This is a genomic window from Paraburkholderia sp. TE9906 (genome assembly GCF_056279605.1).
The window spans coordinates 802562-818903 of sequence record NZ_JBWCCT010000001.1 but is presented as its reverse complement, the minus strand read 5'-3'; the positions used below and the strand labels follow the sequence as shown (position 1 = coordinate 818903).

Here is a 16342-nt window from a genome sequence, read left to right as displayed (position 1 = left end):
CGGGCTCGCGCCGCGCGGCGGTTGGCCGCCGCGCTCAGGCCGGCAAGCCGGCGTAAGCAGTGGCGAGGTGATAGGGCGTGGTGGACGGCATGTCGGCGCGCACCACGTCGCCGGCCGGCGTCTTGCACTCGGACCAGCCTCGCGGATGTAGAAAGCGTTGCTCGAACAGTTCGATTTGCCGTGGCAGCGCGGCGAGCGCAGCTGGATCATCCTGGCAAGCCAGCGCGCGCAGATATTCCGTTTGCGCCCAGATTCGCTGGGTGGCGTCCTTGATCGCGCCGGTTTCGTCGAGCGATGCACACACGCCGCCCGTGGCCGGGTCCACGCCGTGCTGCTGCGCGAAGGCGAACGCGCGCGTGAGCGCTTCGTCGAGGCCGGTCCCTGCGAACTGCGCGCCCGCCTGCCGAACCAGCCAGAACCATTCGAACTGGTGGCCCGGTTCGAGACGGTTATCGCTCGCGCCGATCGGCAATTCGGCGACGCAGCCGGTCGGCTCATGGACGAAGTGATGCGCCACCGCGCCGGCCAGACGGCGCAAGGCGGCGCCGAAGACGTTGTCGCGCGTGGCTTCGCAGGCGGCCAGCCAGGCTTCGGTCAGGTGCATCAGCGGATTCTGGATCGGCGTACCGGTGACGCTGTCGAAGTCCGCGCTCAGCGTGGCGTTGAACAGATCGCCGTCGGCGGCGAATTGCGACTGGATCAGCGCCGACGTGCTGTGCACGAGCGCCAGTGCGTCGCGATTGCCCGAACGCCGCCCGTATTCCGCACACGCGAACACGACGAACGCATGCGTGTACAGATCTTTGGCGGTGTCGAGCGGCGCGCCGTGCGCGTCCACGCTGTAGAACCATCCGCCGTGGACCGTGTCCTGAAAGGTATGCCTCAACGAGTCGAACAGCACCTGGGCATGCTCCGCGTCGCCGGCTTGCGAGAATACGAACAGCTGCCGCGCGCAAGCCATCGCCCGATAGCGTTCGGCGGGCAGGGGCGCGTGATCCTCGGCGCTGAGGGATTCGTAGGGCAGCTTGAGCGCGGTGTTGAATCCCGGTCCGCGCCACATGGGCAGCACGACGCTCGTGAAGTGATCGCGCAGTGCGGTGGCGAGGACGATCGTCGAGGCGGCGGGAGGGTTCATGCTTGGTATGGTCAGGTTGGTCAAGCGGGGGATGCCGGAGCGTCCACGGAGCTGGTCCGGTCTGAGCGGCGGCGCGGTGGCCGCTCCGGTCGGCGGCGAGTGCGGATGCTACCCGGTTTGCACGCCGACGGCGCAGCATTGCCTCGGCAATCACGCGCCATTCCGCCGACGCAACATCGACGCAGCCCGCACTCGACGCAACCCGCACTCGACGCAACCCGCACGCGGCTTAGCATAAAGCAAACGGGTCGCGCTGAACACGCCGCCACGGGTGCGAAAACCGCTTCGAATAATTTCTGATAAGGAGAAAAAACAATGCTGGGGAATCTCGAACTCATCTCCCGCCTGGTGCTGGCCGCGGCGCTCGGCAGCGTGATCGGCTTTGAGCGGGAGCGGCTCTCGTGGGCGGCGGGCCTGCGCACGCATATGCTGGTCTGCGTCGGCTCGGCGCTGATCATGATCGTGTCGGCGTATGGCTTCGCCGAGGTGCTGACCGGCGATCACGTCGTGCTCGATCCGTCGCGGATGGCCGCGCAGGTGGTCTCGGGCATCGGCTTTCTCGGCGCGGGTTCGATCCTGCTGCGCGGCGAGATCGTGCGCGGACTGACCACGGCGGCGAGCCTCTGGTCGGTCGCGGCGATCGGCCTTGCGGTCGGCGGCGGACTGTACACGGCGTCGATCGCGGCGACCATCATCATTCTGATCATCCTCGCCGGCATCAAGCCGCTCGAGCGCCGCTTCATCACGGTCAAGCAACGGCGCCAGCTGACGATGATCGTCGAGCGCGGCGCGATGACGTTTCACTCGCTGCACGACGAACTCGGCGCGGCGAGCCCGCGCGTCAAGCAATTCGTGATGCAGCAAAGCGACGAGACGCCCGAGTGCGACGAGGTGATGATCACGCTCCATCGCGTGTCGAATACGGAATATGAAGCGATCTGCGCGCGCTTGCGTCAACTGCATGGCGTCAGGCAGTTCCGGCAGGACGAGGCGTCATCCTGAAATGGCGAAAATCGTCGGAGAATGGCTTCGGCGGGGGCGGGCGGCCATGCGACAATGCGGGCTCGAAAAATTCCAGTGGCATTGACGAGCGGTGCTCGGCGCCCGCTTTACGGCGACGACCGCTCTTTTTCTCTATGGCAGATTCCGTAGCAACCAGGCAGTCCCAGCCTCAGCGCGCCGCTTCGAAAAAGCGGCGTCAGGCCACCGTCTCGACCGAAACCGAAAACAAACTGGCGCGCGCCGCGCGCTCGGCACAACGCCTCGCGCAACTGAGCGGCGCGTCCCGCGACGACAGCACGCTCGACCTGTTCCCCGACGATCCCACCCGCGCGACGCTGGAAGCGATGAATATCGACATCCGGCAAGGCACGCTGGATGGCTTCGAACTACCCGATGTCGTGCTGGCGGCGGTCGGCGCGATCGACGCCGGCGATGGCGTGTTGCTGGACGCGAAGGCTGCGCGCCGCGCGCCTCGCGCCGCGAGGACGGACGAGCCGGTGCCGGTCAACGCGCAATTGAGCGGACTCGAAATCGAGCCGTCGACGCTGGCGGCTTTGCCCGTCGGCGAAAAAACGGCTCCGGCGGACGCGAAACCCGCGGCGCAAGCGAGCGCCGATGAGAAACCGGCCGTGGCGGGGCGCGATCTGGCGATGCCGTTCACGTCCGCGATGGCGGCTGCGACCGTCGCGCGCAGCGTGACCGCGCTGCGCCAGGCGGAAGAACCGCGCACGGCGGGTGACCCGGCGGCCGCGTCGAAGTCGGGCGGCAGCAAGCCGCCGCAGCGCTTCGCTGCGACTTTCGCGAAAGCAGCGACGGCTTCGCGGGATGCGGCCGTGGCTGACGTTGACGCTGTGAGCAAGGGCGGGGATGGTGTAACGGTGGGGGTGGGCGAGGCGTCTGCTAGATCCGCCGAATCGGCTGAGCCTGCCGGGCTCGATGTGAAGGCGAAGCCGTCGGCCAGCACGGCGGCGTCCGCAGCGGACGCCGCCGCCGCGTTCGCCGCGCCGTGGCGGGAGGCGCAGCGGGCGGAAGCGGCGGCAGCCGCGCTGCGCGCCGCGCCGGAACTCGATCGCGCACGGGCAACCGCCTTTGCCGATACCGTCGACGCGCTCTACGGCGTGATTGCCGATCAGCGCCGCGCCGCGACCGATCATTCGCGCCGCATGAAATGGATGCTGTCGATCGTGGTGGGCGCGTTGCTGGCGACGGTTGCAATCGGCCTCACGCAAACATTGCTTCTGATGCGCCTGACGCGCGAAACGACCGCTCAGCAGCACCGCATCGAACAGATGATGCAGAACCAGCAGGCGGCCATGGCCAGCTTGCTCGATTCGCACATTGCGGTGGCCAACGCGGCGGCGGCCAATGCTGCTTCGGCGGCGGTTGCGACGCCAGCCGCCGCGCCTCAGCAAGCCGGCGGCGCGACGACGGCTCATGGCAAGCACACCGCGCGAACCCTGCATGGGTATAGGACCAGGGCAGTTAGCCCGGGCTGAATATCAGTCACCGCCGCTGCCGCCGAAGCCGAAGCCGATAGCCGATAGCCGATAGCCGATAGCCGGCAGCGGCGGCCAGTTTCCACGCCAGCGTCTCGAATCTACCGCCGCGCCAATCTCATCCCGTCAGATAGGCGCGGTAAGGCACCCAGTCCCCGCCGCCCCGTCGCAGCTCCCCTCTGCGTTTTACACTCTCCTCGCTGCTGCGAAGCCGGACCGGGCACGCCAGCGCATCTTCTGACGGGAGCCAACATGCCGACTAGCGAGCACAAATATTCAATCGAGGAGCTGTTGGCCGCACTGTTGCGCGATCAGGGCATCCACGAGGGCCACTGGGCGTTGAACGTCGAATTTACGGCGACGGGAGCGTCCGTCAAACCGCAGGACAATCCCGCGCGGACGCTGCCGGGCCTGATCGTGTCATTGAACAGCGCGACCCTGCTGCGCGTGGACCACTCGGCGGCCGGCGCAGTCGACGCTGCCATCGCCAATCCGCGCAAAGACGCGCCGCGCGCGAAACCGGTGCGAAGTCGCAAGGCGGCCTCGACAACTCTGCAGTAGTAGTCAAATGCCTTCGACCCGGACTTCCGAAAAGAGGGACGTTGTCATGATGCAACGCACCATGGCGTAAATCACCCTCGACATCCCACCGCACCAAATATTTGCTGCGTTGCACTAGCTTTTCCCCAAGGGAAAACCCTATACTTCTTCTTAAGGGAAAACCCTAGCAAATGCAGTAACCAACCGGGAGTCGCCATGAGCTTCATTTTTGCACTGTTCCAAAAGGTCAGCGACCTCTTTGCGTCGCCCCACCTGCCGATGGATTCGGATTACTCGTACGAAGCGCGTAGCCGCGAATCGGAGCGTATGCGCCGCGCGCAAGCTACGTTGTTCGGCGTCAAGCTGACCGACTAAAAAGTCCAGCTGACCGTCCTGAGCGCGGAGCACCGCGCAAGGACGCGCGCTTCGGGTGCGCATCGCCATATTGAAGCCACTGTTCGCGAAACGCGTACCGTGGCCTTTTGTTTTTCGGGCGATTCGGACCGCCTATCCCTTGCCGAATATTTCTCCGACGAAATGAATGTAACGGCGGCTGACATCCAGCCGACGCTTCCCGCGCCTTGCCCGCGACGCCCGCCCCTGTGGACGGGGGAGAGCGCGGAACGACGGCGCCGTCATCCGGCCCCATCTCTGAAATGCCCGCTTACAAGTGCTCACGTCTTCAGGCGGTTTGCGTCGCTAAAGTTGCTCTCAAGCGTACGGCGTCGGGTTCGATCCTTCGAACGAGCACCGGCGCTGGCTTGAAACAAAACTTTGATGGGAGGTCACTATGAAAACCTTTAACAAGACATCGCGTTCGATCATTGCAACCCTGCTGGCAGGCGGCGCGTTGCTCGCAGCCGGCAGCGCCTTCGCTCAGGATCGCGTCACCGTCGAGAATGGCTACGGCCCGGCGGTGTATGGTCAGCCGCACATGATGCCGGTGGGTGTGTCGATCGACATCGGCTGGCATGGCGACCGTTACTACGACGGCCACCGCTACTGGGATCACGACGAGTGGATGCACAATCACCCGCACGACCGCGATCCGCGTCATCACGACGACCATCGTCCGCCGCATCACGGTTAATGCATGACGGCGCCGCGCCTCGCGGCGTGCTGTCCACAAAGCCGGTCCTTCCTCGCGGAAGACCGGCTTTGTCACGTTCGGCCTTGCAAACGGGCGCGCTGCGCTATGCTTGAACGCTTTTATCGACGGCAGCAGGAGAGCGGCGTGGACAAGGCAACAATTGGCGTAGTGGGCACGGGGTTGATGGGCGTCGGCATTGCGACGCAAAGCGCGCTGCACGGACACCGGACGATCGTCCACGACGTCGACCCTGCGCGGCTAGCCAGCGTCGCGCCGAAAGCGGAAGCGGTGCTGGACGAACTGATCGACGCCGGGCGGATCGACGCGGCGGCCAAGCGCGCGGCGCTCGCGCGCATCGAAACCCATGCGCAACTCGACGTGATGGCGTCGGCGCAATTCGTGATCGAGGCGATTCCCGAGGTGCTCGAACTGAAGCATCGCCTGTATGCGGCGCTGACCGAACTGCTGGCCGATGACGCGATTCTCGCGAGCAACACCAGCGGCTTTCCGCCCGATCAACTGATCGCGCCGTTGCGTGCGAAAGAGCGCTTTCTGATCGCGCATTTCTGGAACCCGCCGCACATGATTCCGCTCGTCGAAGTTGTGCCGGGCACAGCGACGGCGCCGGAAGTCACGCAACACACCGCTGCGCTGATGAGCGCGATCGGCATGGAGCCGGTGGTGCTGGCGAAGGCGATTCCGGGTTTCGTCGGCAACCGCCTGCAGTTTGCGGTGCTGCGCGAGGCGTTGAACATCGTGCGCTCCGGCGCGGCGATGCCGGATGTGGTCGACCGCGTCATGAAGGCGTCGCTGGGACGCCGTTGGGGGATCGTCGGACCGCTCGAAGGCGCGGACATGGGTGGGCTCGACACCTTCCTCGACATTTCCTCGCATCTGATGCCGGAGCTTGCCAAAGACGAGGACGTGCTGGACCTGCTGCGTCAGCAGGTCGATGCCGGGCGTGTCGGCGTGCGCAGCGGCGCCGGCTTCCATGAGTGGGACGACGAGCGTCTGGCGCGGGTCAAGGAAGGACGCAAGCGCGTGATCAGCCGCGGTTGATGCGGGCTTGGTGCAGGCGCACGAACGGAGTGAACACAAACGAGCGCGGCCGAACGCGCGCGCCGAGAAGTTCGCCTTGGGCGCACCCTGCGTCGAGGTACGTTTTACCTGCGTTGTACCGGCATTGCCCGCGCCGCATTGCATGATTGACCGATGCCATCCGCCCCGCCAACCCATGGGTCGGCGCGCGGCGCTCAAACCCCGTCGTTTCGAGCCCTGGCGCTCATCTCTTCTTCCTCCGGCAACCCGCTGCGTGCGAGAATCGCGCTACTGAATCGCGCTACTGAATCGCGCTACTGAATCGCGCTACTACAAGTGCGCCGTCATCGTTAGCCATCCGTCGTATCGGGCACCGCTTTTGCAACAGCGGTCACACGAATTTTGACCTGCCGCGCCGAGGAGATCGCGTTGAAAGAGCCGGATCGCTTCCTGTCGGATGTACCGCATGCCGGTCCGACCGCGCCGTCGTTTCTTGCCGGCGGAGGCGAACTCGGTGCGCTGATCCGCGCCTACGACTGGAGCCGCACCGCGCTCGGTGCGCCCGACACCTGGCCGCAAGGGCTGAAGATCGCGATCCGCATCATGCTCACGTCGCGGCAGCCAATCTGGATCGGCTGGGGCGACGAGCTGCTCTATTTTTACAACGACCCGTACAAATCGATCATCGGCGGCAAGCATCCGGTCGCGCTCGGTCAGCCGACGCGGGTCGTGTGGGCCGAAATCTGGCCGGACATCGAGCCGCTGTTGCACACCGCATTGACCGGCGCCGAAGGCACCTTCGTCGAACAGAAGCTGCTCATCATGGAGCGCAACGGCTTCCCCGAGGAGACCTATTACACCTTCTCGTACAGCCCGATTCCCGGCGACGACGGCGAGCCCGGCGGCATCATCTGCGCGAACAGCGACGACACCCGGCGGGTGGCCGGCGAGCGGCAACTCGCCTTGCTCAAGGAACTGGCGGCGGCGAGCCCCGATGGCCGCGACTGGCGCGAGGCGTGCGAACTGAGCGCGCGTGCGCTGCGCTCCAACGCGCAGGACCTGCCGTTCGCGTTGCTGTACGCGGTCGAACCCGGCGGCGCGACGGCCACGCTGGTCGGCGCGAGCGGCATCGAGCCGGGGCATCCCGGCGCACCCGAGTCGATGCGCATCGACGGCGCTGCGCGCTGGCCGCTCGCCGACGTGCTGAAGGTCCAGGCGCCGCAGATGGTGGGTGGTCTGACGCAGCTTTTCGGCAGCGCGTTGCCGGCCGGTCCATGGCATCTCGCGCCGGAGCAGGCGGTCATCCTGCCGGTATCGCCGGGCAGTGAAACGACCCATGCGGTGGTGCTGATCGCGGGCCTCAATCCTTGCCGTCTTTACGACGACGCGTATCGCAGTTTCCTGAACCTGGCCGCCGGCCAGATCGGCGCGGCGATCGGCTATGCGCAGGCCTATGAGGAAGAGCGGCGGCGCGCGGAAGCGCTGGCCGAAATCGACCGCGCGAAAACCACGTTCTTCTCCAACATCAGCCACGAATTCCGCACGCCGTTGACGCTGATGCTCGGCCCGCTCGAAGAACTGCTCGCGAGGCCGCAGCCCGGTGTCAGCGCGGACGCACACAAGCCGGGCGCCGACGTCGACGACCGCGCGTTGATCGAGATCACGCATCGCAACGGCTTGCGTCTGTTGAAGCTCGTCAATGCGCTGCTCGATTTTTCGCGCATCGAGGCGGGGCGCATGCAGATTCACACGCAGCCCACCGACATCGCGTCGTTCACCGCCGAACTCGCCTCGCTGTTCCAGTCCGCGATCGAGGCGGCCGGCTTGCGCCTCGAACTGGAGATGCCGGCGAGTCCCGTGATCGTGCAGCTCGATCGCGAGATGTGGGAAAAGGTCGTGATGAACCTGCTGTCGAACGCGTACAAGTTCACGTTCTTCGGCACGATCCGCGTGACGGTTCGCGTGCTCGAAGGCGGCGGCGTCGAAGTCGGCGTGACCGACAGCGGCATCGGCATTGCGGCAGAAGAAGTACCGCGGCTCTTCGAACGTTTTCATCGGGTGGCGGGCGCGCCGGGCCGCTCGGTCGAGGGCAGCGGCATTGGCCTCGCGATGGTGCAGGAACTGGTGAAGCTGCATGGCGGCACCGTGGCGGTCGACAGCCGCTTGGGCGAGGGCGCGTGCTTTACCGTCGTGCTGCCGCGCGGCGCGATGCTGGTGCCCACCAGCGACGCCGCCGTGCATGCGGCGATGAGCCAGCACGCGCGCACCTATGTGGATGCCGCGTTGCGCTGGAGTCCGGAGCACGAGCTGCTCGACGAGACGGCGGCCTCGGCGTCGGTATCCGCTTCGGTGGCCGGCGCCGGCGAATCGAAGTCGGCAAGCGCGCGCCTGCTGGTCGTGGACGATAACGCGGACCTGCGCGAATACATGAGCCGCATCCTGCGCGCCGCGGGCCACGACGTGCGCCTTGCCGCCGATGGCGAGGCGGCGCTCGACGCCGCGCGTGCGGAACCGCCCGATCTGGTGCTGTCCGACGTGATGATGCCGCGGCTCGATGGCTTCGGCCTGCTGCGCGAACTGCGCGCCGATCCGCTCCTGCGCGACACGCCGGTGCTGATGCTGTCGGCCCGCGCGGGCGAGGAAGCGCTCGTCGACGGCATCGAGCACGGCGCAGACGATTACCTGACCAAGCCGTTCTCGTCGCGCGAGCTGCTGGCTCGCGTGTCGGGCAATCTGCAACTCGCGCGGCTGCGTCGCGAGACCGAGTTGAAACTGCGCGAGGAATCGCGCACGCTCGAAATCCTCAATCGCGTCGGTTCGACCGTGGCGGCCGAACTCGACCTGAAGCGCGCCGTGCAGATCGTTACCGACGCCGCCACCGAACTGACCGGCGCCGCGTTCGGTTCGTTCTTCTACAACGTGCTCGACGACAGCGGCGGCAGCTACATGCTGTACACGCTGTCGGGCGTGCCGCAGGACGCCTTCGAGCGGTTCCCGATGCCGCGCAACACGGCAGTGTTCGGTCCCACGTTCAGGGGCGAAGGCGTCGTGCGCGTCGACGACATCACGCAGGACCCGCGCTACGGCCACAACGCGCCATATCGCGGCATGCCGGAAGGTCATCTGAAGGTGCGCAGCTATCTGGCTGCGCCGGTGCAGTCACGCAACGGCGAAGTGGTCGGCGGGCTGTTCTTCGGTCATCCGGAACCCGGCGTGTTCACCGCGCGCGCGGAGCGGATCGTGGCCGGCATCGCGGCGCAGGCCGCGATCGCCATCGACAATGCGCGCCTCTACGAGGCCGCGCAAAGGGAAATCGCCGAACGCGCCAAGGCGCAAAGCGCACTGCACGATCTGAACGAGACGCTGGAGCGCCGCGTGATCGAAACGGTGGCCGACCGCGACCGCCTCTGGGAGCTGAGCGAAGACCTGCTGGTGGTGGCGGATATCGAGGGACGCCTGCAGCGCGTGAGTCCGTCGTGGAGCAGCGCGCTCGGCCATAACATGCACTGGCTGATGTCGCGCTCGTACGTCGATCTGGTTCATCCCGACGACGTCGCCGTCGTCAGCGCGCATCTCGCCGAACTGCGCCGCACCGGTTTGCCGGTGCGCTATGAAAACCGCTTCAAGCGCATCGACGGCACGTGGCGCTGGGTCGCGTGGACGCTCGCGCTCGATCCCGCCACCTCGCGGATTCACGGCGTGGGCCGCGACGTCACCGCCGACAAGGAAACCGCCGAGGCGCTGCGGCACGCCGAAGAGGCGCTGCGCATGGCGCAGAAGATGGAAGCGATCGGCAAGCTCACGGGTGGCGTCGCGCACGATTTCAACAACCTGCTGCAAGTGATCGGCGGCAATCTGCAACTGCTCGCGAAAGACGTCGCCGGTGCCGAGAAGCCCGAGCAACGCGTGCGCAATGCGCTGGCCGGTGTGGCGCGCGGCGCCAATCTCGCGTCGCAACTGCTGGCGTTCGGGCGGCGTCAACCGCTCGCGCCGAAGGTCGTCAATCTCGGCCGCTTCGTGCGCGGACTCGACGACATGCTGCGGCGCGCGCTCGGCGACGGCGTCGAAATCGAGACCATCGTGTCGGGCGGGCTGTGGAATACGCTGGTCGATCCGTTCCAGGTCGAAAACGCGCTGCTCAACCTCGCGATCAACGCGCGCGACGCGATGAACGGCCACGGCAAGCTCACGATCGAAGCCGGCAACGCCGCGCTCGATCACGCCTACACCCGGCGCAACGTGGATGTCACGCCGGGCCAGTACGTGATGCTGGCGGTCACGGACACCGGTTCCGGCATGTCGCCGACCGTGCGCGAGCGCGTGTTCGAACCGTTCTTCACGACCAAGCCGGAAGGCCAGGGAACCGGGCTCGGCCTGAGCATGGTGTACGGCTTCGTCAAGCAGTCCGGCGGCCACGTGAAGATCTACAGCGAAGAGGGGCACGGCACGACGATCCGCATTTATCTGCCGCGCGTGCGTGAGGAAGAAGACCTCGAAACGAATATCGATGCCGGTCCCGCGAAGGGCGGCACGGAGACGGTCCTGATCGTCGAGGATGACGAGGAAGTGCGCACCACCGTGGTCGAGATGCTGTCGGATCTCGGTTATCGCGTGCTGAAGGCGAAGGATGCGCAGAGTGCGCTGGCGATCGTCGAAAGCGGCGTGCCGATCGACATGCTCTTCACCGACGTGGTGATGCCCGGTCCGTTGCGCAGCACCGAACTGGCCCGCAAGGCGCGTGAACGTTTGCCGACCATCGCGGTGCTGTTCACATCGGGCTACACCGACAACGCGATCGTGCATGCCGGGCGGCTCGACGAAGGCATCGAACTGCTCAGCAAGCCGTACACGCACGAAGCGCTGGCGCGCAAGTTCCGCTACGTGCTGCAGTCGCAGAACCCGCAGGCGGCTGAACTGTCTGAGGCCGAGCGCCAGCTTTTGCAAATCGATCCGCCGTTTGCGGCGGCGGACGCCGATAGTTTTGCCGTGGGGGCACGCATGCGGATTTTACTGGTGGAAGACGACGAGATGATCCGCATGAGCACCGCCGAGTTGCTGCGGACCTTCGACTTCGACATTCTGGAAGCTGAAGGCGAGCAGGACGCGAAGCGGATGCTCAGCGAGCACGCGATCAACGTGATGCTGACCGACGTGGGGCTGGCCGGCAAGTCGGGCGTCGATCTGGCGATGGACGTGTGCCGCGAGCGGCCCGATCTGCGCGTGATCTTTCTGACGGGCTACGATCTCGCGCTGACGCCGGAGCAACGCAAGGTCTTGCCGCACGCGATCTCGTTGCGCAAGCCGTACGAGGTGCTCGATCTGGTCGATGCGCTGAAAACGCCGCTGAGCTAGCCGCGCCAACGAGCGACGCCGCTCACGCATGCACGCGCACATGCCTTGCCGGCGGCAAAGCGGAACAGCGTGCGCTCGCGCTAGAATCTTCGCAGACTGCCACCTTGCCGCCTCTGCCGGAATCCGCCGATGCCCACACCCGCCAATCCCGTCGATGCCGCGCTCATGACGCGGCGTTCGATTCGCGCGTTTCTCCCCGAGCCGGTGCCGCGTGCCGACATCGAAGCCATTCTCGAAGCCGCCAGCCGTGCGCCCTCGGGCACCAATACGCAGCCGTGGAAAGTGTATGTGGTGACGGGCGGGTCCCTCGCGCGTCTATCGCGCGATCTGCTCGCCGCTTACGACGATCCACGGCGCGACGCGCTGTATCACGAGGAATATCCGTACTATCCGCAGCGATGGGTGTCGCCGTATCTCGACCGGCGCCGCAAGATCGGCTGGGATCTGTATGGTCTGCTCGGCATCGAAAAGGGTGACAAGGCGCGCATGCATGAACAGCATGCGCAGAACTATCGCTTTTTCGGCGCGCCGGCGGGTCTGTTCTTCACGATCGATCGCGTGATGGAGCGCGGCAGTTGGCTCGACTACGGGATGTTCCTCCAAGCGATCATGACGGCCGCGCGCGGGCGTGGTCTCCATACCTGTCCACAGGCCGCGTTCACGCAGTTTCATCGGGTGATTGCGCAGCATCTCGGCTTGCCGGAAGACGAGCAACTGGTGTGCGGCATGTCGCTCGGTTTCGCCGACGAAGCCGCTCTCGTCAACACGCTGCGCACCGAGCGCGAACCGGTTGAACGGTTCACGCGGTTCCTCGATTGATCGGCACATTAAAACGTCGGGTTAGCGCCCCCACTTTCCATCGGAACATCATGAAAACATCGCGCCGCCATTTTCTCCTCCTGAGCGTAGGCGTCGGCTCATCGCTCGTGCTGTCGCAAGCCGCTTTTGCCGACGCCGGGAACCGGCTCAGCGAAACCGATCCCAAGGCAAAAGCCGTGGGTTATGTGGAAGACGCGTCGAAGGTCGACAAAGCGAAATATCCCGCCTTCGCGGCCGGACAAACGTGCGCCAACTGCTCGCTGTTCCAGGGCGCGGCGACGGATGCCTATGGCGGCTGCACACTATTCGGCGACAAGCAGGTCGCCGCGCGCGGCTGGTGCAGTTCGTACTCGACTCTGTGAGCACGTGTGCATGCGGGCCGGTGCGGCGCCGCTCACATCAGCGACTTCAGCACCAGCTCGTAGGAGCGGCCGATCCACACGGCCGCGTCGCGGTGATCGCGCAGCGCGTCGCCGGTATTCGGATGCAGGAAGACGTCGAGCGCGCCGTGATTCAGCGTGAGCCAGCCGACCACGTCGGCGAACTGCGCCTGCGTGAAGCCGAGCTGATACGACCACATCGGGTGCGGGCCGACCAGGCGCTCGTGAAAGCGGCCGATCTGCAACTGGCCGCCCCAGTGCGCTTCGATCTGCTCGCGAAAGGTCCACGCGGCGTCGCGGCTGCTCGAATCGAAATAAATGTGGGCGTGCCAGCTGTCGATGGCGGAGGTGTCGCGAAAGGTCATATCAGAGTCCATCACATAGAGTCGGTATCGGCTGGCATCAGTCTTTATCCGACATTCATTCTGCTTCGGTTTCCGCGGACGCGCGCGCTGCGCGCCTCATGTAAAACTGTGCATCATCCTCGCCGACGATCTCGAAGCCGAGCCGATCGTACAGACGTTTCGCGGGATTGCCCTTGAGCACCTTCAACGTGACCGGCAACGCGTCGGCCTGAGCGGCCCGCAAGACCGTACGCAGCGCGCATTCGCCGATGCCGCGCCCTTGCAGCGCCGGCGTGATCTGCAATTGCACGACCACCCATTCGGCGTCGGTGCGATGCGCCTTCAGCAGGCCGGCCGGTGCCCCGTCGATACAGATGACCCGCGCCGTGTCATAACGATGCAGCAGACGCGCGCGATGTTCGGCGTCGTCCGTCGGTTCGCCGGCGCGCGCGAGGTGCTCCGTCATCGTGGCCTTGCGCAGTTCGAACAGAAAGGCTTCGTCGTCGCCATGCGCGGGGCGCAGGGTCAGGGCAGGTTCTTGAACGGACATGTCGGTAACGTTGCCACGCGCACGTTTCCCGCGCGGGCGGTGAGTAAGAATGGTCGTGAATTGTCGCGCCAGCAGCGCTTTTTTACCACGCGGTTATGTTTTCGTCTTTCTACTTCAGTGATCCATGCGACCGCCCGCTCATGCGGACAGGCATGGGTGCGACTGGGGAGCGGTGCGGGTCGCGCTGCGCTGTTTCAGGCGCGGCCGTTGTTTGCGAGCCGACGTAGGGTGCGCGCGGGCGACGGGCATGGGTCGCGCGGCCGGCAGCGCGAGGCGGCCAAAGCTTGGTGGCATGCGCTTTGCTTTTGTCTCATCCGCGTCATGCTGGCCCGAGCTTGTTGCGCCTCTCGCGAGCGAGACGCGGGAACGCCGGAGAACGGTGCCGGCCTGGCATAAGAACGAAAAATGCGGGATGCGAAATCACACGCTGTCATGCGCGGAGTCGATGGCGAAGCCGTCACGTCCGGCTTTTATCCTGACACAGGTTGTTTGCGCATTGCGCAAACGTGTGGCATTGGCCGCGAGTGGTGGGCGCCGGATGCGTGGCGGCACGTTCGCCCGTCCATGCGCCGCTGTGCTGGCCGATTCACGCGCGCTTGCGTGCGTCGGTCAATGCGGGCGTGGCGGCGACGCAATCGCGCGCATTGCTCAGTCGAAGCGGTCGGGTTGCGGGCCTTCGTTCCATTCAGTTTTTTCGGTGACGTTCGTTCAATACGGCGAACGGTTTAACGAACTTTGCGAGGTGAACCATGGAAGTTGTCGAACTTGAACCCAGCGTCTCTGCGGACGGACGCGCGGTGATTTTCCAGCTTTCGACGCGAGGACGGGACCTCGAATGCGCCGTCACGCGTGAGGCGCTGGAAGAGCATTTCTGGCTGCAACGCGGCGCGGCCGAGGCGCGGGTGCTGAAGACATTCGCGGACGGCCGCAAACGCATCACAGCGGTCGCGGAGAGAAAACTGCTCGCGCGCCCCGGTGAAAAAGTGTTGTTGACGATCAGCGATTTTGCCGCGCGTGGTTGATGTTCTTCGAGTCGATCTCTTGCGGGCGGCAGGGTGGCCTGCTCGCGAGCCCGCTGTGCGCGCACGTTTGAACTGAAAGCGTGCGACGGCGATCGTGCCGTCGCACGCGGGTTTGTTGTCGTACTCCTTGTCGCCTGCCCGATCCCATCGCTTCTGCCAGCCGCCGTCCGCGCCCGACACCGGCCGTCGCTAACCTCCGACGAAAACCCCTGTTACACCGATTCGCCAAATTAGGCCGCCAAAGCCCCTCGCTTCGCGCAATTGCGTGCGGATGCACTCGCATAAACTGTTTTCCATGGCGCGACAAAACACCGAGCCCATCGACGCGGTCATCCCCCGCGTTGTTTTGAACCGTACCGTTGATGGCAGTTTGCCGTGGTTGTCGAACGCGGCAGGGCAGTAAGGCAGTAGGCAGTAGGCAGTAGAAGCAATGCAACGACGCGCGATCCGCACGATATGCGCGAAGCAGCAGGGGGGTTGCAGCCAGGGGTAGTCGAAGGCGAAGGACCGGGCTGCGATGCGGTAGTGATTCAGGCAACATCAGCAGTGGCAGTAAAAGTCGCAGTGGAAACAACGATAGCAACAGCAGTAACGCTGGTGATTGGAGCGGCAGCATCCTGGAGTAACAGCGGTTCACGCAGCACCGGCATTGGCGGTAATACAGTAATTCACGTAGCAACAGCTCGATAAGGTTTAGGTGGTTAGAGGTCGGCAGGCATCCACGCGCATGCACGACTGTTCCATCCTGTCCGGCCCTGTTCCCTCACGGGAACAGGGTTTTTTTTGCCGGTCGGCATCACGCACTTGTATTTGCCGGCTTCGAACCGATATGCGGGCATTGCAATTTGCGATACGGCTCGGCATCGGCCGGCCGCGTGTCGCGAGCCGCCGCGCGCAGGCGGGCGTCCGATCGCGCACGTATGACGAAAAGTTGCTTGCCACGATGGCGATGCAGACTCACATTAGAGTCTGCCGAGCCGCAAGCGCATCGGTGGTTGATCACCGGAGCGCGAGAATTCGGTGGCGAAGCCGGAAGTGAGTGAAGGAGGTTGAATCGATATGTCCAGTAAATCGCGAGTCCGCAAACACGGCCAATCGGCCCAATCGGCCATGTCCCCGCTGTTGCGTGCGCTGACCTTTAGCCGCACGGCGCACGAGCCGGTCACCGCGGCCATGCTGCTGCAGGGCTATGTGGCCCTCGACGCATTCCGGCGCGGGCAGGGTTCGCGGGCGCTCCACACGACGTTGAGCCGGCATCTGCTGGTGTCGCGGGAACTGGCGCGTCTTGGCGTCGGCGAGGACGTGCTTGCGGACATCGAGAGCGCCCATGCGGCGATGGTTCGGCTCGACACGCGCGAACACGAAGACGGTCAGTGGACCCTCGAGGACCATGAATACGCGCAACTCTGTACGGCGCTGGCGATTCTCGACGGGCAACTGTCGGCTGCCTCGCTGAGCGACATTGCGAGCGCGGAAGCAAGAATGATCGAAGGCTTGATGCGCTCCGCGCAGGCGCAGCCTGTTGCGGAAGCGGCGGTCTGAAAGCCGGAGACGCCGTAGCGGGCTCCATGCAA

At 65.2% G+C, this 16342-nt stretch carries 14 protein-coding genes; 11 read left to right on the top strand and 3 right to left on the bottom strand.

What is annotated here, in order from left to right:
* Positions 1–34: 34 nt before the first annotated feature.
* Positions 35–1144 (bottom strand): AGE family epimerase/isomerase, encoded by a 1110-nt coding sequence (locus ACZ9H4_RS03650; RefSeq protein ID WP_408326707.1) that lies wholly within the window; start codon positions 1142–1144, stop codon positions 35–37.
* Positions 1145–1450: 306 nt separating this feature from the next.
* Here ACZ9H4_RS03650 and ACZ9H4_RS03645 point away from each other — a divergent pair, with 306 nt between their 5' ends.
* The 9 genes from ACZ9H4_RS03645 to ACZ9H4_RS03605 all read left to right on the top strand — a co-directional run bounded on the left by ACZ9H4_RS03645 (position 1451) and on the right by ACZ9H4_RS03605 (position 12834).
* Positions 1451–2137: an MgtC/SapB family protein gene (locus ACZ9H4_RS03645; RefSeq protein WP_408141781.1), complete on the top strand. Its 687-nt coding sequence runs from the start codon at positions 1451–1453 to the stop codon at positions 2135–2137.
* Positions 2138–2271: 134 nt separating this feature from the next.
* Positions 2272–3633, top strand: a complete 1362-nt coding sequence (locus ACZ9H4_RS03640) for a hypothetical protein (protein ID WP_476118252.1) — start codon at positions 2272–2274, stop codon at positions 3631–3633.
* A 252-nt stretch (positions 3634–3885) separates the two neighbouring features.
* Positions 3886–4194: a hypothetical protein gene (locus ACZ9H4_RS03635; protein WP_476118251.1), complete on the top strand. Its 309-nt coding sequence runs from the start codon at positions 3886–3888 to the stop codon at positions 4192–4194.
* A 195-nt stretch (positions 4195–4389) separates the two neighbouring features.
* Positions 4390–4548: a hypothetical protein gene (locus ACZ9H4_RS03630; RefSeq protein WP_167335652.1), complete on the top strand. Its 159-nt coding sequence runs from the start codon at positions 4390–4392 to the stop codon at positions 4546–4548.
* Between the two features lie 415 nt (positions 4549–4963).
* On the top strand, positions 4964–5263 hold the full coding sequence (locus tag ACZ9H4_RS03625; protein ID WP_476118250.1) for a hypothetical protein: 300 nt from the start codon (positions 4964–4966) through the stop codon (positions 5261–5263).
* Positions 5264–5368: 105 nt separating this feature from the next.
* On the top strand, positions 5369–6322 hold the full coding sequence (locus ACZ9H4_RS03620; RefSeq protein WP_476118249.1) for a 3-hydroxyacyl-CoA dehydrogenase family protein: 954 nt from the start codon (positions 5369–5371) through the stop codon (positions 6320–6322).
* A gap of 408 nt (positions 6323–6730) precedes the next feature.
* Positions 6731–11653 carry a response regulator gene (locus ACZ9H4_RS03615; protein WP_476118248.1) on the top strand — a complete coding sequence of 1641 codons (4923 nt, stop codon included), beginning with the start codon at positions 6731–6733 and terminating at the stop codon, positions 11651–11653.
* Between the two features lie 129 nt (positions 11654–11782).
* Complete coding sequence (locus ACZ9H4_RS03610; protein WP_408142041.1) at positions 11783–12472, top strand: nitroreductase; 690 nt, start codon at positions 11783–11785, stop codon at positions 12470–12472.
* A 50-nt stretch (positions 12473–12522) separates the two neighbouring features.
* Positions 12523–12834 (top strand): high-potential iron-sulfur protein, encoded by a 312-nt coding sequence (locus tag ACZ9H4_RS03605; RefSeq protein ID WP_408142043.1) that lies wholly within the window; start codon positions 12523–12525, stop codon positions 12832–12834.
* A gap of 32 nt (positions 12835–12866) precedes the next feature.
* Here the strand turns inward: ACZ9H4_RS03605 and ACZ9H4_RS03600 are convergent, their stop codons facing one another.
* Both ACZ9H4_RS03600 and ACZ9H4_RS03595 read right to left on the bottom strand, forming a co-directional pair.
* Positions 12867–13217, bottom strand: coding sequence for a DOPA 4,5-dioxygenase family protein (locus tag ACZ9H4_RS03600; RefSeq protein ID WP_408154218.1), 351 nt, complete (start codon positions 13215–13217; stop codon positions 12867–12869).
* Between the two features lie 55 nt (positions 13218–13272).
* Entirely contained in the window at positions 13273–13746 is a 474-nt protein-coding gene (locus ACZ9H4_RS03595) for a GNAT family N-acetyltransferase (protein ID WP_408142047.1), read from the bottom strand.
* Positions 13747–14495: 749 nt separating this feature from the next.
* On the opposite strand from ACZ9H4_RS03595, the gene ACZ9H4_RS03590 reads away from it, so the two are divergent.
* The gene (locus ACZ9H4_RS03590; RefSeq protein ID WP_121319559.1) at positions 14496–14768 is read left to right on the top strand and encodes a DUF1488 family protein; all 273 of its coding nucleotides are present in this window, start codon (positions 14496–14498) and stop codon (positions 14766–14768) included.
* A gap of 1059 nt (positions 14769–15827) precedes the next feature.
* The gene (locus ACZ9H4_RS03585; protein ID WP_476118247.1) at positions 15828–16310 is read left to right on the top strand and encodes a hypothetical protein; all 483 of its coding nucleotides are present in this window, start codon (positions 15828–15830) and stop codon (positions 16308–16310) included.
* Positions 16311–16342 lie beyond the last annotated feature (32 nt).